Consider the following 22,447-nt stretch of genomic DNA (forward strand, 5'->3'; position numbering starts at 1 on the left):
TTAAAACATCATTCAGGTGTATCTATTTAGGAAATCATCTAAATAACTATAAATAAGCAAACTTATTGTGGCAATATTTGTATATATAATAACTTATAGGTAATTTTGCCACAGAAATTAAAGGAGAACACTCATGAAAACGATTAATCAAATTATTGGAGAAAATCTAAAGAAAATTAGAGAGTTATCCGGTTTTACGCAAGAGCAGATAGCTAAATCCATTGGGATTGAGCGTTCTGCATATAGTAATTATGAAGGAGGCACAAGGGAAGTTCCGTATGATATTTTAGAAAAACTATCAAACCTATTTGGTTGTGAGCCTTTTATTCTGTTTGAAGATAATGTCCAAGCAGATAATGAGATTTTGGCTACGGCTTTCAGAATTTCCGATTTAGAAGATGACGATTTGAAAGAAATAGCCAATTTCAAGGATGTTGTGAAATCATACCTTAAAATGGAACGAATAGCCCAAAATGAAGTTGAATAAATTTATTATAGAAAGACAAGTTTCAGAGTTTCGCGCAGATAATGGGCTTAGCTCGTCCGAGCCTATTACATTGAAGAGTCTGCTTCTAAAGTTAAACGTACTTACTATTTTCAGACCTCTGTCTGAAAATTTTTCTGGTATGTGTTTAAAGGATAATTCCGGACACCGTTTTATGCTTATCAATTCTAACCAACCACGAGGAAGACAACATTTTACGATTGCCCACGAATTATACCACTTATTTATAGAAGAAAAACCGACTCCACATAAATGCAATCCAGGACACAGCAAAAATAAAGTGGAACAGTACGCAGATATGTTTGCTTCTTCCTTATTAATGCCAGAAGCTGGAATTTGCCAGTTAATACCGGAAGCTGAACTAAATACCAGAAACATTTCCATAGCAACGATTTTAAAGCTCGAACACTATTTTTCTGTTTCTCGTTCAGCTCTGCTGTATCGATTATTAAACATTGGCCTCATAACTGAAAATACACGTTCCCGGCTTGCAGAAATAGGAGTAAAACACTCTGCAAGATGTTTCGGATATGACATTGCTCTATACGAACCTGCAAATGAAGGGTTAGTTATCGGTGATTTTGGAGAAAAGGCACGTAGTTTATTCGATAAAGAAAAAATTTCAGAGAGCCATTATATGGAATTACTCAGTAAAATAAGTATCAATGGGACACAAGAAAACGAAAATAGTACTCGATGCTGATGTGATTATCCATTTTATAGAAGCGGGTAACTTTTCATTATTACCGGATATATTCCCCGAATATGAGTATATAGTATTGGATGTGGTTTACAATGAAGTTTCAAAGAATAATAAAACGAAAAAATTCATAGACAACTATCTTCACCATTTTCCAAAATTGAAACAAGAAACATTTGCTCCAAAAGGAGAATCAATAAAAGAATATTTTTCATTGCAACGAGTATTGGGAAAGGGAGAGAGTGCCTGTATGGTATATTGTAGGGACAATAAAGATGTATTGGGGAGTAGTAATTTAAGAGATATAAAGGACTACTGTTCAAAGAACTGCATAACTTATTTAACAACTCTTGATTTTCTATATTACGCTTATTGCAGAAAGAAAATGACACAACAAGAATGTACTGAATTTATGCAAGCTGTAAATGATGCAGGAAGCAAACTTCCTATTATTGACATAACCCAATATACATGTACCGTGCAAATCTAATTGCACACAATTTGCACACATCTTAAGAAAATAGAAGAAAACAAGAGAGATTATTTGAAAAAGAAATACTACCTTTAGGCTTGGAAATCAAGGAGTATGAGCCTGAAAAGAAATGAAGAGCAAATTACTGAAAATCAATTATTTGCGACTCATAATCTGGAAATCCCTGGTTCAAGCCCAGACTGGTCCACTATAAAAATCAACGGCTTACGAAAGATATTCGTAAGCCGTTTTTTATTTCAACTATATTACTTCACAAGCCCGTCGCACGGCGCTGTTTACGAAGATTCTACGTGAAATCAGATGTATTTCTACCCTGCAAAAAGAATGTAAAAGCAACGCAACTGGCTCTTAATAAGTTTACTCTATTTTTGTTGCATCAAAACTTGATAACATAAACTTTAAAAGAAAAAAGAATGAAAAAGAGAATGCTGACACTTCCGTTGCTTTCGTTAGCAATTTGCGGATATGCCCAGGCACAAGCCGACCGCATAGAAGGCAACCCTGTCATGAAAATCAATGAGACATCCACGTTCGAGGCTCCCAAGAATGAAACTGTCGCCCGTTATGATTGGACGGCTCCTATCGGTTGCAAAGTCGTATCGGGACAAGGAACACCTTCCGTCGAAATTTCATCTTCCTTTCTATCACAAGACAGCCCGGTCCGCCTGATAAGAACGTTTACCGATGAACACAAAGATACCTTGGAGGCTCCTATAAAATTCTGCCGCTACGTGCAAAGCATACAAGATCACACCATTGCTCCGGGAGAGACAATAAATATAGGAGGAAAAGATTACTCCGAAGCTGACATTTACTACACACCGGCCGAAGGTGAAAACGCCTGTGGACAAGTCGTGGCACACCGGCTGACCGTGGAGCCTAAAACCGGCAGCTACGCCGACATGACGAAACCTTACCTCCAAAGCGCGGAAGATACCGCCATCTGGATTAGCTGGAAAACCTCTTTCGAAAACACCCCTAAAGTCATTTACGGAACTTCAAAAGACCAACTGACGCAGACCTTAGAGGGTAGCATTGACAATCTTTCAGAAGACGGTTTCCCATATTATTGGAACTCCATCCGCCTCACCGGCCTGCAACCCAACACGGTGTACTATTACCAAGCTATCAGTGACAACAAGAAAAGCGAAGTATGCCATTTCCGCACCATGCCGACCCCCAAAAGCCATGAACCCATGCGCATTCTGTTAATGGGCGATCACCAAATCAAAAGCCGAAGCGGATATGAGTGGCTAATGAAAGCAGCACAACGTAAGATCGAAGAAAAATATGGCGACCTTACCGAAAACATCAACATGATTATGAATATCGGCGACCAAGTGGACGTAGGTACATTGGACCAATACGAACAGATACACCTGTTCAAATCGCAACTCATGTCACCTTATCTCCCCATCATGACAGCCGTGGGAAACCATGAAACTTACAACGACCCGGGTATGCAGAGATATGCCGCACATTACCACTATGAGAACCTTACCTACCAAGGTATCAGCAGTGGAACAGAAAACTATTACGCTTACCAAGCCGGCCGTATCCTTTTCGTTGTTTTGTCCACTGAACATACCGGCGACGCCCAAAAAGAATGGGTGAGAAAAATTGTAGATGCTGCCAAAAAAGACGATTCTGTAGACTTCATTATCAGTGTAAACCATCGGCCTATCCAAGCTGAGCAATACGTTGGTGACATCTCGGCATGGGTTAGAAATGAAATCATACCCATTCTGTCCGAGACTCCGAAGCACGTACTGAACTACGGAGGTCACCACCATTTGTACCATAGGGGGCAGTTGACCGATTATCCGCTATATCATATCATTAACGGTGCTGCCTCTTGGGATCAAATGTGGGGCATGTCTTCCGAACAAGACTACGACGACGTACAAAAAACCATTGACTATTGGGGCTACCAGATTCTGGAGTTTGATTTTGATAAAAAAGAAATGAAGGCGGAGTGCTATGCCATCGGTAACAAGGAACTGGTAGTGGACAATATTCTAATTGACTCCTTCAGTCGTACTTTGGGTAAAGCTGCTCCGGAAAAGCCGGAAATCAAGGAAATAACAGAAGAGATCATCACCCTGCCTTATACGTTCAAAGGAAGTCCATATAAAACCACTACGAATGAACAACTAAATAGCGTACAATACCAATTCTCACTCAACCAAGACTTTTCTACCATAGAATACAACAAGGTACGCGACGTCGAAGACCTTTACGGTTCTACGGGGAAACCCTTACACATCCCCATTGACCTCAATGAAAATATAGACATCACCCAACTTACCATTGAGAAAAACAAACTGATAAACGGTACCTATTACGTAAGGATGAGATACCGCGATACCAATATGGAATGGTCGGAATGGTCGGACACCAGACAGTTCACCGTAGAAGGAAGTATAGCAGGTAAACCTTCCATTTCCATAACGGACACAAGCGTAACACCAGGAGAAGCCATTACCATCGACTACAAATATGCTCCTGAAGGTCAAAACGCATGGATCGGCATCTACCGCAAAGGAGAAGAACCGCATTCCGTTCTTTCGTACAAATGGAAATATACCCCGGCTCAATCCGGTTCAATGAATTTCACCATCGACGAAACCAACGAATACTATGCCGTGCTATTTGAAGATGAGGGATATACGGAAATCAGCGAAAGAATCCCGTTTTATGTCGGTCCCGAACCGCAAATCAGTCTGGAAAAGAGCGAATTCGAAGAAGGTGAAGACATCGTGGTGACCTACTCCAACGCACCAGGTTTGAAGAACGACTGGATCGGCATCTATAAGCGGGGAGAAGTTCCCGGTACATCCGATACATCCGATTCATGGGATTACCTCGGCGGAAACACCGAAGGCACACTCACTTTGGCGAAAGATCTGCCCAAAGGATATTATTTCTTGAATTACTTCACCTTGGGACAGTACTTCGAACCGCGTGAACGAGTTTATTTCTCTGTAGGCAAAGACATATCTTCGCTGTCTACCGACAAGACGGAATTCTCCACCGATGAAGCAATTCTCATCCACTACAAGGACGGTCCGGGTACACCGAAAGATTGGGTAGGTGTCTACAAAGATGGCAAAGACCCCAACGTGGACGAGCTTGACGGCTTCTATTACACTTACGGAGCCACGGAAGGAACCGTGAGCATCAAAGCCGGTACGCTCGAACCCGGAAACTATTTCAGCGCCCTGTTCATTAACGATTCCTATGACGAAGTTTCCCCGAGAATCCAGTTCACCATAAAGGACGGCACAAGCATCAGACAAGCTAAAAATGAAGACGGACCACTACTCTTCTATCCCAATGCTAACGGCTCACTGCATATCGAAGGTAACACCTATGAAACAGCCGACATCTTCAACTTGGCCGGAAACCGTGTGCGTCGCACGACTTTGACGGAAGGCAACTGCACTATCGACTTCGCCGACCTGCCTGCCGGAATTTACATCTTCAAATTCCACAACGGGACGGACAACTGCATCGTACACAAAGTCATCAAGGAATAATCCCACACGGAAATATCATTTCCCCAAAAAGGAAGTGCCGGAAGCCTCGGCTTGATAGCCTCTCTTCCGGCACTTCCTTTCTGTTCGTTTTTACGACTGTCCTTCGGTAGTCTGTACCGGATTATTGCTCGGGTAGAACCAACCGCTTTACCAGCCCCTCTAACGCGTCCAGATTACGAGGGTCTGCATTTACGTCGAGCACATGACCGTCTACACCGATAAGACGATAGGAAGGAAAACTGTTCACGCCCAAATATTGTTCTATGGCTCGTTGTTGGTCGTCCGGCAGGTTATAATGCACCACATTGTCGCCCAGCACGTCGTATTGTTTGATGACGTTCTTCCACGAATCTTCCGCAGAGCGGTTGGCCAAGTAAAGGAACACCACGCCGTAGGGACGCATCCGCTCGAACAGTTCATGCGAATGGGACAAGGCTTCCTTGCACGGGCCGCACCAAGTGCCCCAAATGTCGAGCAACACGAGTTTGCCGCGATAAGGCTCCGTGAGCTTGCGCAACAATGCCTCGCCACCGGTCACGTCCTTCACGTCTTCTGCCGACTTCAGACTGCCCACTCCGGACAAGTCCCTGTTTTGGATAGCCACGTACTTCTCCTGTTCCCTGCTGACGATATCCCATCCGCCCTCAAGCCTGATTTCCCGTTCGGCCTTTGCCATCATCCTGTCCGGTAAGGGTTTCCGTATGTTATCAATCTGCCTGTAAAGATTCCGGGCTAAATGGATTTGGCATAGGATACTGTCGCACCCCGCCGATTCCGCGTTTTCTTTCCAGAAATCTATGTTATCCGCCAATACCTCCTCGTTCAAAACGTCCTCGAAACGTTTGAAGAGCGATATGAAACGTTGCCCCAAATCACTTTTCCCAAACTCCACCACCATTCGTTGACGCAACGAATCCGACGGCTCCACATTCAGTTTTTCTTGTAGTTCCTTAATGGCCAACCGATAAGCCTCCACGGTGTTTGCCTCCTCCTCCGTCATCGAGATTTCACCTTGCTGCCGCAAACGCTTGAAGGCATTGAATACGGCATTGCCCCTCGCCTTGTCTTTCGCCTTTGAGGAATGGCCTATATAATCCCTCATCAATATGCCAAAATTCTGGCAAAGCGTATAGGGTTTGGGAGGACGCTGCCAGACTTTTGTCCGGACAAAGTCCACGTAATCTTCGGGCAACTGCCAATCGGGCACCGCAAACCGCGCCTGCATCATCGAACGGCCCAACCCTGTCAAAGCAAAAGATTCCATAAAGTAACGGTAACGCCGCGAAAGGTTGGGATGCTCCCCCACGCGCCGTGACAGTTCCTCTACCGCATGCCGGTACTTTTCCTCCATCTGTGTCCGGAATTCATCGACCGTCCCTTGCCCTTTCCGGAGATAACCATCCACGTACAAAGGAGGATGCGTCTGCAATTCGTTTTGAAACCGGACATCTTCTCCCATGAAAAGCACATGGCCGGTGGAGAAATCGTGCAACAGGAAATAAGTCTCCCCCGGCTCCACCACCGTGTTGACACCCTTCCGCCCTATGTCGATATAGATTTCCGACGTGTTGACCAACGGCACGCGCACAGAGAAACGCCCGGTCGAATCCATGGCTGCCACAAAGGATTCCTGTTTGTCCGTAAAGATGTTGTTGCGTAATATTTCCACGCTTCGCCCTTTCTCCCACGCCTCGGCAGGCATGTCCTTCATCCAGCCCACGATGGTCACGCTGTCGTCCGCACGGTAACCGTTGTCCTTAAACCCCTCCCGCAGGTCTTCCACGGGATAGTCAGGCAACGCCGCCCCCGTAATCAGGCTGCACTCCACGGCCGGTTCCTTGCCCACGGTGATGCGACGCGTGCCGCGTTTTTCTTTGCCCACCTCCACAGCGAGCTGCTCTCCGCCATAGGCAATCACCCATTGGCCACGCCCGTCTCTCCGCTCCTCTCGGCTCACCACGTCCCAAACCTTGCCGTCGTATATCACGCCGTCGCCGGAAAAGCCGACAAACCAATCTCCCGTACACACATCGCGCCAATAGGTGTCCTCTATCCCTTCGGGCCGATAATCCTCCGGACGGATATTGTAAACCGCCCATCCGTCCGGTTCTACCAGATTCATCTTTACCGTCCCAAGCGGTACGGCATCGAATGTCAACGTAAAGTCCACTTCATCGCTCTCAGGCATCGTGTACCGTTCCCCAAGGGGAATGCCCGAGGCATTCCTCACGGGAAAGTTCCGGCCATCCGCTTGCAATTCCGTCGTGCGCAGGATTTGAATCCAATAACCTGAAGGGTAATGTACATGGCACGACACTTCCGTGCGGTCTGCATGGAGCACCACCTTGGTTACCTCTACAATAGAATGGGTATAGCCCACCACGGGATGGTGCCAAACCACGGAATCGCTTGCCCAAGTACAGACCACGGCAAACGTAACCCACAACAATGCAATAAGTTTCAGTTTCATGTGTTTCATCATGGAATTATCTAAATTAACCGGCATAAATTTACACATATCCCAAAGCCCGGCAAAGCCATGCGTCGGGAAAAGCCGGCACGTTTTGTTTTTTTAAGATTTCCATTCCGTAATCCGCGTAACAGAAAAACCACGTACCACCAAGCTGCCGCTCTCCCTAAAACCAACGCCTACAGACGGAATACGGGCATCAGAAATGTAAACGGCACGATGATTCCGGCACGCCATTATCTGAAGCGACGCACCAACAATCAGTCTTGCCAAAGGCATCCTCATGAAGCCCGATAGGCCTCGGGAGACATCCCGGCCACGCGGGTAAAGTATTTGGAAAAAATAGACGGATCGTTAAAATGCAGTCCGTAAGCAATATCCTTTATTGTCATGGTTGAGTTGCGCAACAAAACCTGAGCCTCAAGAACCACGTACTCTTCAATCCAACGTGAAGCCGTACGACCACCGACCTGCCGCAAGACTGTGGTCAGATAACGCGGCGTGACCGACAATCTGCCGGCATAATAAGCCACACGGCGGTGACACTTATATTCCTTGTAGACCAGTTCAAGAAACCTCCACATCAACTGCTCGTTACGCGAGACCGGATTTTCGGTCTCTTTATATTCCCTACATGCCTCTTCTATCAAATATAAAACACTGACCACCAAATGGCGCACACCTTCTTCTTTTCCGTTTCCTTCGGGCAGTGACATGTAAATCTGGAGCAAACGACGCACACAAGAAAAAGCTTCCTGTATCTTATCTCCCATGGGTACGATAGCACTCCGTACGGATAGCCGCCCCAAAAAATAATCGCGAAGCACTGCTTTCTTCCAGTATTCTTCCGAAAACAAGATACCCGTACAACGGAAATCTTCGCTTCTCGACACAATCCGTACGGCATAATTCGCTGCCAAGCAAAGAATCTTCCCGGCATCGAAGAGGCGGTGACGCAAATTGATTTCAATTTCCATATGCCCTTCTACACAAAAGAAAAAGCCCCAAAACTTCGTCTTCACCGGATAGGGGCGCAAAACGAACAAATCTTCCTCGCGCCAAATGATAAAAGGAGCCTTCTCCTTTCCGAAACCCTCCAAAACCTTCTCATAAGTATAATCACCTCTATTCATACAAAAAGCCATGTATAAAACCTTTTATAGGCCTATTCCTTTTAGGAATCGTACAAAAATACAAATAAAAGGCCGAAATAGACATTGCCATCCGCCACAAGTTTATCTTTCTTTGTACTTTATTTAAAGAACCAGACAATGAGAAAACATTTTTTCAATTTTACATGGAGCCTCATGTGCATGCCTGTCTCTCTTTTTGCCCAGACAGCAGCCACTCCCTACACAGCCAAAGCTAACCAAACGGTACAGGAAACCTTGAATTTTGCCAACCGGCAGGATTTCGAAGATGCACGACGCGGGTTCATTGTCACCAGCGACACACCCAATATCTTCATGGCAAACGGTAAGACATCATATCCCCTCAAGGATTGGGAGTTCCTCCAGAACGACAGTCCCGCCACAGCCAACCCAAGTTTATGGCGGCAATCACAACTCAATAGTATCCACGGCCTGTTTGAAGTCATACCCGGCAAGGTTTACCAAATCAGAGGTTTCGATCTGGCTAACATGTCATTCGTACGCACCGACAGCGGTTGGATTGTCATCGATGTTTTAACAGTAGAAGAGTCTGCCAAGGCAGGATATGACCTTATCAAGAAACATGTGGGCAACTTTCCTATACGCGCCGTTATCCTCACCCATCCCCACAGCGACCATTATGGAGGATTACAGGCCATCCGCCAGGGCGCACCCAATAAAGATTTTGAGATCATCGCACCCAAAGGTTTCCTGAAAGCCGCACAAAACGAAAATATCATGGCAGGCCCAGCCATGGCAAGAAGAGCCACCTATATGTACGGCTTGCAATTGACACCCGATGCGCAAGGCTTTATCGGTACGGGACTGGGACAGACCTTGGCAAAAGGGAAGAAAACCCTTCCTCACCCTACAGATGAAATTTCGCAAACAGGAGAAACGCGTACCATCGACGGACTACAAATGGAGTTTGTTTCTGCACCTGAATCAGAAGCCCCTGTAGAAATCATGATTTACTTTCCTCAACTGAAAGCCTTCTGCACGGCAGAAGACATGACCCACACCATGCACAACTTGTTAACCCTACGAGGGGCCAAAGTACGGAACGGCCTTTTGTGGAGTAAATACATCGACCAAGTGATTACCCGCTATGGGGCACACACCGACGTTGTATTCTCCAGCCATCATTGGCCCATGTGGGGCAATAAGCGCATCCTGCCTTATCTCGAAGCCCAAAGGGACTTATACCGTTACCTGCACGACCAGACCCTGCATCTGGCCAACCAAGGATACACGCCCGAAGAAATAGCCGAGGCCGTGAAGCTCCCAACCTCTTTGGACAGCCTGTTCCATTGCCGGGGCTACTACGGCACGGTGAGCCACAACGTAAAATCGCAATACCAAATGTATTTCGGATGGTTCGACGGTAACCCGGCTCACTTGAACCCACTGCCTCCCACCGAACTGGGAAAGAAGTATGTAGAAGCATTGGGAGGAGCTGCACATGTGATGGAAATGGCGGAAAAAGGATATCGGGCAGGAGAATACCGATGGGTAGCCACTCTCTTAGACCACCTTGTTTTTGCTGAACCGGAAAACCGGGCAGCCAGGAAGCTTCTGGCCGACACTTATATGCAGTTGGGCTATCAGGCTGAAAGTGGACCGTGGCGCAACTTCTACCTGACCGGAGCCAAAGACTTGACCCGCAATGAAAAGCCTTACACCCCGGTACTGACCAACTATCAGACCATCTCGCAAATGGATACTGAGACGCTGTTCGACTTTTGTGCCATACAAATCAACAAGAATAAAGCTGAAGGGAAAGAAGTTGTCTTGAACTTACATTTCAGCGATACAGGAGAAGATGCCTCACTCATCCTGAAAAACAGCGTACTAAACCATAGGCTAAACCGTCACGAGAAAGATGCCCCACTTGACCTGACCCTCTCAAAAAAGGATTTCGTCAGCCTGTTCTTCGGCGCAACTAACCTGAAAGAGTTATGCCAAGATCAGAAAGCTTCGGCAAACGGGTGCAAAGAAACTATCGACATATTGACATCGTGCGTAGAAACTGCCCATCCGAACTTCAATATCGTAATACCATAAGCCGGATATTCCAACCTATAGACAGAAGAAGGCCACTATCCGTAATCCAGGTAAAAAAACCTGTAATCCGGATAGCAGGCTTCCCGGTAAAACCGCGTATCTTTGCACCATCATTTCAAAACGACAAATTTATCTGTTTATGGTATTAGAAAACATCAACTCTCCGGAAGATGTGAAAAAATTGTCTCTGGAAGAACTCAACCTGCTGAGCGGAGAAATGCGCGAAGCATTGTTGCACCGCCTGAGCAACCACGGCGGCCATTTCGGTCCGAACTTCGGCATGGTGGAAGCCACCATCGCCCTGCATTACGTGTTCAACTCGCCGGAAGACAAGATTGTCTTCGACGTGTCCCACCAAAGCTATCCCCACAAGATGCTGACCGGACGGAAAGAGGCTTATCTCGATCCGGAAAAATACGACGACGTGTCGGGCTACTCCGAGCCGTCGGAAAGCGCACACGACCATTTCGTCATCGGCCATACCTCCACCTCGGTCAGCCTGGCCGGAGGACTGGCCAAAGGCCGTGACCTGAAAGGCGAAAAAGGCAATGTCATTGCTGTCATCGGAGACGGTTCGCTGAGCGGCGGAGAAGCTTTCGAGGGATTGGACTACGCAGGAGAATTGGACACGAACTTCATCATCGTGGTCAACGACAACCAGATGTCCATCGCCGAAAACCACGGAGGCCTGTACCGCAACCTGCAGGAGCTGCGTGAAAGCCAAGGCACATGCCCTTGCAACTTCTTCAAGGCCATGGGACTGGATTACCTGTACGTAGACCAAGGCAACGACATCGGAAGCCTCATCTCGGCATTCCAAAAGGTGAAAGACATCGACCACCCCGTCGTGGTACACATCAACACCCTGAAAGGCAAGGGATACCGCCCGGCCGAAGAACACAAGGAGCCATGGCACTACTGCGCTCCGTTCGACATCGCGACCGGCGAACCCAAACACAAGTCCGACGACGGAGAAGACTACGGCACGCTAACTGCCGACTACCTGTTGGCGAAGATGAAAGAAGACCGCCGCGTGGTAGGCATCACGGCAGGAACACCCACCATCATGGGATTCACCGAAGACAGACGGTTGGCAGCCGGACGGCAGTTCGTGGACGTGGGTATCGCCGAGGAACACGCCGTCGCTTTGGCTTCCGGCATCGCCAAGGCAGGAGGAAAACCGGTATTCGGCGTATGCAGCTCGTTCATCCAACGGGCTTACGACCAACTTTCGCAAGACCTCTGCATCAACAACAACCCGGCCACGCTGCTCGTCTTTTGGGGTTCGCTCTCGACCATGAACGACGTGACGCACCTCTGTTTCTTCGACATCCCTCTCATCAGTAACATTCCCAACATGGTCTATCTTGCCCCGACCTGCAAGGAAGAATACTTCGCCATGCTGGAATGGAGCCTGCGGCAAGACAGCCACCCCGTAGCCATCCGCGTACCGGCACTCGGACTGACGCATGCCGACCGGGAAATAGCCACGGATTACAGCGAATTGAACCGCTATGAAATGGTAAAGAAGGGAACAAAAGTAGCCCTGCTCGCTTTGGGTTCCTTCTTCCCGTTAGGCGAATCCGTCGCACATATCCTGAAGGAAAAAGTCGGTATAGAAGCCACTCTCGTCAACCCGCGTTATATCACCGGAACGGACGACACCTTATTAGACACACTGAAAACCGACCACGCCCTCGTGGCCACGTTAGAAGACGGCATACAGGACGGCGGATTCGGTGAGAAAATCGCCCGCTACTACGGCACAAGCCCCATGAAAGTACTCAACTTCGGTGCCCGCAAAGAGTTCGTAGACCGCTTCGACGTGGCGGCATTCCTCCGCGACAACCACCTGACGGCGGAACAGATTACCGAAGACATTCTCGCGCAGCTATAAACTCCATACGGTAAAACGGAACATCAACTGCGCGTATGCCCCGTTTACCATACCGAAAACCTGCTACTCCGCCCCGTGAACCTCCTCACGGGGCGGATGACATTTTGTCATTTCCATCCGAAATGCGGCGCGTATTCCGGGGAAAATCCGCCGTGGAAGATTTCAAGCGATTCTCGCGCCGTCAGGGAAACCCGGAAAGAAAGCCGTTTCCCCGTTCGGCTGCCATTTCGTTTCCCGCCTCCCCGCACCATGCGGAAGAAACTCCCGGGCGCGTCATCCTTGCAAACATTTTCCTTTCTTTCTGTTATTCCATTCAGGTACGTCTTTTCTCTACAAATAGAGATTTACAAGGTATTTAAAGCCTTTCTATCCGCCGCCGGACGGGCATTTCCGGCACCAAATATCGACAACTCCCCACCGCCCTGCGCCAAACGATAAATCTCTTTCAGCCAAACGATTTTCAGTTCGGCTGAGATTAAAAACCGGAAATGCGCAATAGAAGCAGAAGAATGGAGATTGTGTGAAAAACAGACCGTTCCATGAGCCGACAAAACTTCCGGAAGCCATAAAACGACAAGGATAAAATTGACAAAAAGCAAGCAAAAACCCCGTTGATTCGCCCCATGATTAAGGCATAATCCGTATCTTTGCGGTACAAAATGACAACCCCATAAATATGACGTTCACTCCATATATCCTTTTAGCATGCTTTTTAGCCGGAAGTACCGCCTGTGCTCAAACTCCGGGACGGACGGCGCAAGCCATGGAACGGTCGGGCTTCGTGGATGTCCGCAGCATGGACAGCACGATACGCGTGAGCCTGATGTACGCACGGGCGGACAACTTCACGGGACGGGTGCTTTACACCGACCTGCATGAAGCTTACCTGCACCCGAAAGCCGCACGCGCTCTGGCCAAGGCCCAAAAAATCCTGAAAGCCTCCCACCCTGAACTGAGCCTGAAAGTGTACGATGCAGCCCGCCCGATGCACATCCAGCAAAAAATGTGGAACGTAGTGGCCGGAACACCGAAGAATATCTACGTGAGCAATCCCAAAAACGGCGGGGGATTGCATAATTACGGTATGGCCGTGGACCTCACGCTCTGCGACGCGAAAGGCGACACGCTGCCCATGGGCACGAAAATAGATTATTTAGGGAAGTTGGCCCATATCGACAACGAGGCGGAAATGGTAAAGCTGGGCAAACTCACGCCGGAAGCCCGGCGCAACCGCGAACTGCTGCGCCAGGTCATGCGCCAAGCCGGGTTCAAAGCCCTGCGCACGGAATGGTGGCATTTCAATTTCATCACGCGCGCCGAAGCCAAAGCGCATTATAAACCCATCCCGTAAAACACATGCTGGACGAAAAGACACAAGACTTCATCCGGACACATCGGGAGGAGGACGTACGCCGACTGGCCCTGAAACCGGCCTCGGAGAACGTAGACCTGCGCATGGCCTTGCAACAAATCGAGGGTTGGCAGACGGCAAGGCGCAAACTCCCCTCATGGGCGGAACGAGACGGGATACTGTATCCGCCCCGTCTCCCGATGGAACAATGTTCTTCGGAACAGACGGCAAGGTACAAACAAGCCCTCGTAAAACGCTTGTTGGACAACAACGGCACGGAGGCTCCCCATACCCTGATGGACCTGACCGGAGGTTTCGGCATCGATTTCAGTTTTCTGGCTCCACTGTTCGACCGGGCTGTCTACATGGAACGCCAACCGGAATTGTGCCGTATCGCAGCACATAACTTCAAAACGTTGGGACTGGCACAAGCGGAAATCCGGGAAACCGACTCTTCCCTTTCGCCGGACGAATGGCCCGACGCCGCCTGTTGCTTCGTCGACCCCGCACGACGCGACACCGCCGGGCGCAAGACGGTGGCCATAGAAGACTGCGAGCCGAATTTATCCATCCTCCAAGAAGCCATCCGCCGCAAGGCGGCTTTCAGCCTCATCAAGCTCTCCCCCATGCTGGACATCCGGACGGCCCTGCGCACCTTGGCACACGTGGCCGAAGTCCACGCTGTCAGCGTACAAGGGGAATGCAAGGAACTGCTGTTGGTCGTGACACGGCAAAAGCCGGAAAAGACAGCGTGCCATTGCGTCAACCTCGGCACGGAAGACCCCACCTTCACGTTCACCTTGACTGAAGAGGAGGAGGCCGCATGCACTTATTCGGACACGCCGGGCCGATTTCTCTACGAGCCGAATGCTTCCGTGATGAAGTGCGGCGGATTCCGCAGCCTGGCCACACGTTACGGCCTGCGGAAACTGCATCCCAATTCCCATTTGTATACCTCAGACCATTCCTGCAGGGATTTTCCCGGGCGGACGTTTGCCATAGAGGATTGCTGCGGGTTCGGCAAAAAGGAACTGAAAAGACTTTTAAACGGCCTCGGACAAGCCAATCTGACCGTCCGTAACTTTCCGGACACCGTAGCCGGGCTCCGCAAACGCCTCAAACTGAGAGAAGGAGGCAACGCTTACCTCTTCGCCACGACGTTGGCCGACGGACGGCATGTGCTGCTCCGGTGCCGGAAAGCGGAACCCCAATAAAAAAGGCCGGCTTCACAGCCGACCCCTTCCTCATGAAAAAAATTACTCTGTTACTTTACCCTGTAACGGGTCTCTTCCAATCTGTATTTCTTCGTCTTCACTTGTTCCTTCTTCACACCCTCACCCGTGACTTTTACGATAGCTACACGGTTCTTGTCGTTCTCGGCAAACGGTTGCACGGTGTCGCCCTTATATTCGGAAGTAATGACAGATCGGCTCACACCGGCCTTCACCAATGCCGCAACGACTTTCTCCGCCCGTTCCTTGGAATATTGCATATTCAACTCCGGTGTTCCCGTGGCTTTATCTGCATAAGCGGTTACCTGCACGCTGCAATTCTTATGCGCCTTGACGAAATCGGCTATCTTCTGAATCTTTGAAGCCGGATCCGGTTCGCTCAAACGGATTTTATAGTAAATATTGTCCTCATAAATGACTTTTTCGGGCACGTCCCTATACGTGATGTCGTCATACCAAACGGTATCCGTACGCGTAGCCCATTCCTCTGCCACCGGAACCGGCTCTTCCGCCATCTTCTCGGTCTTCTTCTGCCCGAACTTGAAAATCAGACCTAAAGAAGCTGTGGCAGCCCAGTCATTTCGGTCGGTCGTTTTAGAATTGATACGGTCGGCTCTGTTATTAGCGGCCAATTCCAGATTCAGTCCGAAATGTTTGGCGATATTGAAATCGAGCTGCATTCCCAACCGCACATTATGCGAAAGCCTACGGTCCTGCCATGCCATCGGATAGTTTTCGGCTGCTTTGGCAGCCAACGCGTGGAAATCGTCATTGTCCCATGCGCCTGCCAACCCTACACCTCCAAGAAGAATAAGATTAAAGACACGATCTTTATCGCTACGGAACATGTTGGTCACGTTCAACAGCAAGTCCGCACTACCCGTCACCGTATTGAAATCGTAAGTTTCATTCAAAGACTTGATGCCGCCTTTGTTTTCATAACCGCTCACATGCAAACGTGCCCCGATGACCGGATTGAAATAAGCACCGAACGAAACGCCGTAACTCGGTGTGATCAACTTGCTGAAATCATAATGAGTAAAAGACACTTGCGCGCCCCCGTTCAACCCGAAGAACATGTGCGGATACGGACGATAATCTTTCTCACTGTTTCCTTCTCCGGCATAAGCCACTCCCGTGCCTATGGCCATAGCCATAACCGCGAGCATACATCTTATCTTTCTCATCAGTCTATATTTTTATGATTCAACTTGGATTAAGTTCACAAATATAAGATAAATACGAGAAGCTAACAATCTTTTTTAACTTTTTCTTAAAAAAAAGGGAGGATAAGCGAAAAGCGGAGCATTTTACTCAACTGTTAATAAAAAAAAGGCTATATTTGCACGTTTGTGCATCGCCGCAATTTATTGACCATTTTACATATATGACATGTCTGCTGTAACCATTAAAAAAATATCGACTCGCCGTGAGTTGAAAGCGTTCATACGCTTCAACTACGAACTGTACAAGGACTGTCCGTACGCCGTGCCCGACTTTTTGGAAGACACGCTCGACACGTTCAACCCGCAGAAAAACGCAGCCTTCGATTTCTGCGACGTGGATTATTTCCTGGCTCTGCGCGAAGGAAAAATCGTGGGGCGCGTGGCTGCCATCATCAACCATAAGGCCAATCAGACATGGGGGACGAACAACGCCCGTTTCGGTTGGATCGACTTCACGGACGACCCGGAAGTGAGCCGCGCCCTGATGGACACGGTGGAAGCCTGGGGACGTGCCCACGGATGCGACAAGCTGGTAGGGCCTTTAGGGTTTACGGACATGGATCCGGAAGGCATGCTCACCGGCGGCTATGACCAGTTGAGCACGATGTCCACCACGTATAACTACCCTTATTACCCGACACACATGGAACGTTTGGGGTATACGAAAGAAGTGGACTGGGTGGAACGCAAGATACGCGTACCCGACCGCGGTCATCAGGCACACATGGACAAATATTTCCGCGTGGCGGAAATGAGCGCCAAACGCTACAACCTTCACGTACGCAAATTCAAAAGCGCCCGCGAAATACGCAGGGGAGGATGGGGACCCAAGATTTTCAACGTAGTCAACAAAGCATACGCCCCGCTGTACGGTTATTCCGAGATGAACGAGCGGCAAATTGCCCAATACGTCAACACTTACCTTCCGCTCGTAGACATGCGGCTGGTCACGGTCGTAGAAGATGCCGAAGGACGCATCATAGCCATGGGGGTGGGTATGCCTTCCCTCTCGCATGCTTTACAGAAAGCCAAGAGCCGCCTGTTCCCCTTCGGTTGGTACCATTTGGTCAAGGCGCTGTTCTTCAAGCATTCGGACATCATAGATTTGTTGCTCGTGGCCGTCCTTCCGGAATATCAGAACAAAGGGGTCAATGCCATGCTCTTCGCCGACCTCATCCCCATTTGCCAGCAGATGGGCTTTAAGTTCGGCGAAACGCATCCGCAACTGGAGACCAACGAAAAAAGCCAGGGGCAATGGGCTTACTTAGACGCAGAGGTACATAAACACAGACGTTGCTATCAGAAGTCACTTAAATAGAAACACACTATGGCAGAAGAAGAGAAACCAAACGAAGCACCGATACTTACCGAATATACCGAAGACCACATCCGCCACTTGTCGGACATGGAACATATCCGTACCCGTCCGGGCATGTACATCGGAAAGCTGGGCGACGGTTCTCATGCCGAAGACGGTATCTACGTGCTTTTGAAGGAAGTGATAGACAACAGCATCGACGAGTTCAAAATGAACGCCGGCCGACGGATAGAAATCACCGTAGAGGACAACTTGCGGGTCAGCGTACGCGACTATGGCCGCGGTATTCCTTTGGGCAAACTCATCGAAGCGGTGAGCATGCTCAACACGGGCGGCAAATACGACTCCAAGGCATTCAAGAAGAGCGTGGGACTGAACGGAGTGGGTGTAAAAGCGGTCAACGCGCTCAGCTCGCACTTCGAAGTGCGAAGCCATCGCGACGGCGAAATGCGCCGGGCCACTTTCGAACGCGGAATCCTGACCGGCGAATCAACGGAACCGACAGCCGACGAAAACGGAACTTTCATCTATTTCGAACCGGACAGTGCTTTGTTCAAGAACTATACGTTCCGTACCGAATTCATCGAAACGATGTTGCGCAACTATACGTACCTGAACACGGGACTGACCATCATGTTCAACGGACGCCGCATCCATTCCCGCAACGGTCTGGTAGACCTGTTGAACGACAATATGACCAACGACGGGCTCTATCCTATCATCCACCTGAAAGGGGAAGACATAGAAATAGCCTTTACCCACACGGGACAATACGGGGAGGAATATTATTCGTTCGTCAACGGACAGCATACGACCCAAGGGGGCACGCACCAAAGTGCCTTCAAGAAACACATTGCCGAGACCATCAAAGATTTCTCGGGCAAGAACTTCGATTACGGCGACATCCGTAACGGACTGGTGGCGGCCATCGCCATCAACATCGAAGAACCGCTCTTCGAAAGCCAGACGAAAATCAAATTAGGGTCGCTGACCACCATACCCGACGGCGGAATCAGCATAGACAAGTTCGTGGGCGACTTCGTCAAAGAACAGGTGGACAACTATCTGCACAAGAATACGGACATCGCCGACATTATCATACAGAAAATCACCGAAAACGAAAAGGAACGCAAAGCCATCGCCGGCGTGACGAAACTGGCACGCGAACGGGCCAAAAAGGCTAATCTGCACAACCGCAAGCTACGCGACTGCCGCATCCACCTAAACGATGCCAAAGGCGACTTGAAGGAGGATAGCAGCATCTTCATCACCGAAGGCGACTCGGCCAGCGGCAGTATCACCAAGAGCCGCGACGTGACGACCCAAGCGGTATTCAGTCTGCGCGGCAAGCCGTTGAACTGTTTCGGCCTCACGAAGAAGGTGGTGTACGAAAACGAGGAGTTCAACCTCCTGCAAGCCGCCCTGAACATCGAAGACGGACTGGACGGGCTACGCTATAACAAAGTCATCGTGGCTACCGATGCCGACGTGGACGGCATGCACATCCGCCTGCTGATGATTACTTTCTTTCTCCAGTTCTTCCCCGAACTCATTAAGAAAGGACACGTATATATTCTCCAGACTCCCCTCTTCCGCGTACGCAACCGCAAAAACAAAATCGGCAAGCAAAAACTGAAGGAACTGGAAGAAGAAGCCAAGGCTGCCAAATCGGACTTCATCACCCGCTATTGCTATTCCGACGAGGAGCGTGTGGCGGCCATCGAAGCCTTAGGTCCCGACCCGGAAATCACCCGTTTCAAAGGGCTTGGGGAAATCTCTCCCGACGAATTCAAACACTTCATCGGTCCGGACATCCGTCTGGAACAAGTGTCGTTGCATAAGAGCGACCAAGTGAAAGAGCTATTGGAATATTACATGGGCAAGAATACCATGGAACGACAAAACTTCATTATCAACAATCTGGTCATTGAGGAAGACCGTGCGGAAGAAGACGAAACCGCAGAAACCGCTATATAAAGATTCATCAATGGAAAAAATAGCCATATTCCCCGGTAGTTTCGATCCCTTTACCAAAGGACACGAATCTCTGCTACGACGGGGACTTACGCTCTTCGACCGCATCATTATCGGCGTGGGCATCAATGAATACAAGCGTATGGAACAAAGTACGGAAAAGCGCATTGCCGCCCTGCGCAAGCTTTTTGCCGGGGACGAACGTATCCAGGTGGAGGGTTACTCGGACTTGACCGTAGATTTCGCAGCCCGCCATCACGCCCGCTTCATCCTGCGCGGCATACGCTCCATCAAGGATTATGAATATGAAATGAACATAGCCGACCTGAACCGACGGTTGACAGGCGTGGAGACTATAATCCTGTTCACAGAACCGGAATGGGCGTTCATCAGTTCCACGATGGTGAAAGAACTTATGCACTTCGGGAAGGACATCTCGCCTTATATCCCGGAAGGGCTGGAATACGAATAAACAACAACTCAGCACAAACATCATGAAAAAAACTCTTTGGGCAGCCTTGCTCTTCTGCCTTCCGTGGACAGCTCCGGCACAACGGAAAGGGAACATGTCGGAAATGGAACAGTCCATGCGTAAACTCTCCATGGCCCAGTTGGCCATCAGCAGCCTGTACGTGGACAGTGTAGACGAAGTGAAACTGACGGAGGACGCTATCAACGGGATGCTCTCCAAACTGGACCCGCACTCCTCTTATACCAACGCCGAGGAGACCAAGAAAATGAACGAACCGTTGCAAGGTAATTTCGACGGTATCGGCGTACAATTCAACATGCTGGAAGACACGCTTGTCGTCATTCAGCCCGTGGCCAAAGGACCGTCGGAAAAGGTGGGCATCCTGGCAGGCGACCGCATCGTCAGCGTGAACGACACAGCCATTGCCGGTGTGAAGATGAGCCGTGAGGAAATCATGCGCAGGTTGCGCGGCCCGAGAGACACAAAAGTAAAATTGGGTGTGGTGCGGAACGGTATCAAAGACCGATTGGAATTCATCGTCACGCGAGACAAGATTCCTGTATCTACCGTAGATGCGGCTTTCATGGTAACCCCTACCGTGGGACTTATCCGTCTGTCCAGTTTCGGTAGCACGAGCCATGATGAAGTGAAGAAAGCCATCAAGGACTTGCAAGACCAAGGCATGAAGGACTTGATACTGGATTTGCAGCAGAACGGCGGCGGATATATGGATGCCGCGACGGGTATAGCCAGTGAGTTCCTGCCCAAAAACGATTTGATTGTCTACACCAAAGGATTACGCACTCCCTATAAAGAATTCCGCGCCCAAGGCCCGGGATTGTTCCGCGAAGGAAGAATCATCGTATTGGTGGATGAATATTCAGCCTCGGCCTCCGAAATCGTTACGGGAGCCATCCAAGACCAAGACCGCGGTTTGGTGGTAGGTCGCCGCACGTTTGGCAAAGGTCTGGTACAAAAACCTTTCGTCTTGCCCGACGGCTCTATGATCCGGCTGACCGTGGCACGTTATTATACCCCGAGCGGACGCTGCATCCAAAAGCCCTACACCATGGGGGATAAGATGAAGTATAACATGGACGTCATCGAACGTTACAACCATGGCGAACTGACCAACGCAGACAGCATCCACTTCCCCGACTCCTTAAAATATAAGACTTTGCGCAAAGGACGTACCGTCTATGGAGGAGGAGGCATCATGCCGGACTATTTCATACCGTTGGATACGACACGATACACCAAGTTCCATCGCGAACTGACGGCCAAAGGTGCCATCGTCAACGCCGACCTCAAGTTTATTGATAAATACCGTAAGAAGATCCGGCGCGAATACGCTTCATTCGACAAATTCAAAACCCGTTTTGAAACACCCCAGGAACTCATCGACCTGGTGCTCGCAGAAGGTGAAAAAGTCGGCGTGAAGCCCAAAGACGAGGAAGAACTGCAAAAGACATTACCGGAACTGAAACTTCAGATGAAAGCCTTGATTGCACGGGACATCTGGGATATGTCGGAATACTTCGCCGTCATGTACGAAGAGAATCCATTCGTGAAAAAGGCTATCGAACTGCTTGAACGATAATACCCGACAAAAGAGTTTTGTAAAAAAGGGCTTTCATCTTTCAGTTTGTATGATAAGTCCTTCATAATATTAACATTACAGGCTGAAGGATGCTTCAGGTATCCTTCAGCCATGCTTCATTTCGTTTGGCGCAGAACGCAAAATCATTCGGCTGAGATTGACAAATCGTTCGGCTGAGAACTTTTTATCGCTTTCCGCCATGAAAGAATTCTGAAAGATGCCTGAAACATCCTTCATTCCATAATCCATTATATGACAATCAGTTGACATGCGACCTGAAAGATGAAAGACCTTTTTACAAAACTCTTGGAGGGGGAGAATGCCGACACGCAGGAGGAGCAAATGTAATAAAAGCCCCCACAAAAAAGGCTTGCAAACGCAGCTTCTTGCGGAGGCTAATCTTTGTCCCGTCACGAGGGACACCTTATCAAAACTTCACCGAAACTTTCTTTCCA

General features: G+C 49.1%; 15 protein-coding genes. 12 read left to right on the top strand and 3 right to left on the bottom strand.

Annotation, left to right across the window (positions count from 1 at the left end):
- Nucleotides 1–133: 133 nt before the first annotated feature.
- The 4 genes from HMPREF9441_RS02185 to HMPREF9441_RS02200 all read left to right on the top strand — a co-directional run bounded on the left by HMPREF9441_RS02185 (nt 134) and on the right by HMPREF9441_RS02200 (nt 5,237).
- Nucleotides 134–487 carry a helix-turn-helix domain-containing protein gene (locus tag HMPREF9441_RS02185; protein WP_008617470.1) on the top strand — a complete coding sequence of 118 codons (354 nt, stop codon included), beginning with the start codon at nt 134–136 and terminating at the stop codon, nt 485–487.
- Nucleotides 474–1,208 carry an ImmA/IrrE family metallo-endopeptidase gene (locus HMPREF9441_RS02190; RefSeq protein WP_008617471.1) on the top strand — a complete coding sequence of 245 codons (735 nt, stop codon included), beginning with the start codon at nt 474–476 and terminating at the stop codon, nt 1,206–1,208. Before HMPREF9441_RS02185 ends, HMPREF9441_RS02190 begins: the two co-directional genes overlap by 14 nt.
- Nucleotides 1,171–1,695 carry a hypothetical protein gene (locus HMPREF9441_RS02195; RefSeq protein WP_008617472.1) on the top strand — a complete coding sequence of 175 codons (525 nt, stop codon included), beginning with the start codon at nt 1,171–1,173 and terminating at the stop codon, nt 1,693–1,695. The genes HMPREF9441_RS02190 and HMPREF9441_RS02195 overlap by 38 nt, the downstream gene beginning before the upstream one ends.
- Nucleotides 1,696–2,111: 416 nt before the next feature.
- Complete coding sequence (locus tag HMPREF9441_RS02200) at nt 2,112–5,237, top strand: fibronectin type III domain-containing protein (RefSeq protein ID WP_008617475.1); 3,126 nt, start codon at nt 2,112–2,114, stop codon at nt 5,235–5,237.
- A gap of 121 nt (nt 5,238–5,358) precedes the next feature.
- On the opposite strand, the gene HMPREF9441_RS02205 is transcribed toward HMPREF9441_RS02200, so the two are convergent.
- Together HMPREF9441_RS02205 and HMPREF9441_RS02210 are read right to left on the bottom strand one after the other, a co-directional pair.
- Entirely contained in the window at nt 5,359–7,707 is a 2,349-nt protein-coding gene (locus HMPREF9441_RS02205; RefSeq protein ID WP_244949573.1) for a TlpA family protein disulfide reductase, read from the bottom strand.
- A 281-nt stretch (nt 7,708–7,988) separates the two neighbouring features.
- The gene (locus HMPREF9441_RS02210) at nt 7,989–8,840 is read right to left on the bottom strand and encodes a helix-turn-helix domain-containing protein (protein ID WP_244949574.1); all 852 of its coding nucleotides are present in this window, start codon (nt 8,838–8,840) and stop codon (nt 7,989–7,991) included.
- 138 nt (nt 8,841–8,978) lie between these two features.
- Between HMPREF9441_RS02210 and HMPREF9441_RS02215 the strand changes: the two genes are divergently transcribed.
- The 4 genes from HMPREF9441_RS02215 (at nt 8,979) to HMPREF9441_RS02240 (ending at nt 15,384) form a co-directional block, all read left to right on the top strand.
- Nucleotides 8,979–10,922 carry an alkyl/aryl-sulfatase gene (locus HMPREF9441_RS02215; protein WP_008617479.1) on the top strand — a complete coding sequence of 648 codons (1,944 nt, stop codon included), beginning with the start codon at nt 8,979–8,981 and terminating at the stop codon, nt 10,920–10,922.
- 139 nt (nt 10,923–11,061) lie between these two features.
- The gene (locus HMPREF9441_RS02220) at nt 11,062–12,819 is read left to right on the top strand and encodes a 1-deoxy-D-xylulose-5-phosphate synthase (RefSeq protein WP_008617481.1); all 1,758 of its coding nucleotides are present in this window, start codon (nt 11,062–11,064) and stop codon (nt 12,817–12,819) included.
- A 676-nt stretch (nt 12,820–13,495) separates the two neighbouring features.
- Complete coding sequence (locus HMPREF9441_RS02235) at nt 13,496–14,170, top strand: M15 family metallopeptidase (protein WP_008617485.1); 675 nt, start codon at nt 13,496–13,498, stop codon at nt 14,168–14,170.
- 5 nt (nt 14,171–14,175) lie between these two features.
- Nucleotides 14,176–15,384, top strand: a complete 1,209-nt coding sequence (locus HMPREF9441_RS02240; RefSeq protein WP_008617486.1) for a THUMP-like domain-containing protein — start codon at nt 14,176–14,178, stop codon at nt 15,382–15,384.
- 50 nt (nt 15,385–15,434) lie between these two features.
- On the opposite strand, the gene HMPREF9441_RS02245 is transcribed toward HMPREF9441_RS02240, so the two are convergent.
- Complete coding sequence (locus HMPREF9441_RS02245) at nt 15,435–16,589, bottom strand: OmpA family protein (RefSeq protein ID WP_244949575.1); 1,155 nt, start codon at nt 16,587–16,589, stop codon at nt 15,435–15,437.
- Nucleotides 16,590–16,794: 205 nt separating this feature from the next.
- On the opposite strand from HMPREF9441_RS02245, the gene HMPREF9441_RS02250 reads away from it, so the two are divergent.
- The 4 genes from HMPREF9441_RS02250 to HMPREF9441_RS02265 are packed head-to-tail and all read left to right on the top strand — an operon-like array spanning nt 16,795 to nt 21,992.
- On the top strand, nt 16,795–17,946 hold the full coding sequence (locus HMPREF9441_RS02250) for a hypothetical protein (protein WP_008617488.1): 1,152 nt from the start codon (nt 16,795–16,797) through the stop codon (nt 17,944–17,946).
- Between the two features lie 9 nt (nt 17,947–17,955).
- Entirely contained in the window at nt 17,956–19,923 is a 1,968-nt protein-coding gene (locus HMPREF9441_RS02255; RefSeq protein WP_008617489.1) for a DNA topoisomerase IV subunit B, read from the top strand.
- Between the two features lie 10 nt (nt 19,924–19,933).
- The gene (gene coaD, locus HMPREF9441_RS02260) at nt 19,934–20,392 is read left to right on the top strand and encodes a pantetheine-phosphate adenylyltransferase (protein ID WP_008617490.1); all 459 of its coding nucleotides are present in this window, start codon (nt 19,934–19,936) and stop codon (nt 20,390–20,392) included.
- Between the two features lie 22 nt (nt 20,393–20,414).
- Nucleotides 20,415–21,992, top strand: a complete 1,578-nt coding sequence (locus HMPREF9441_RS02265; RefSeq protein WP_008617491.1) for a S41 family peptidase — start codon at nt 20,415–20,417, stop codon at nt 21,990–21,992.
- Nucleotides 21,993–22,447 lie beyond the last annotated feature (455 nt).

The organism is Paraprevotella clara YIT 11840, assembly GCF_000233955.1.
Lineage (GTDB): Bacteria > Bacteroidota > Bacteroidia > Bacteroidales > Bacteroidaceae > Paraprevotella > Paraprevotella clara.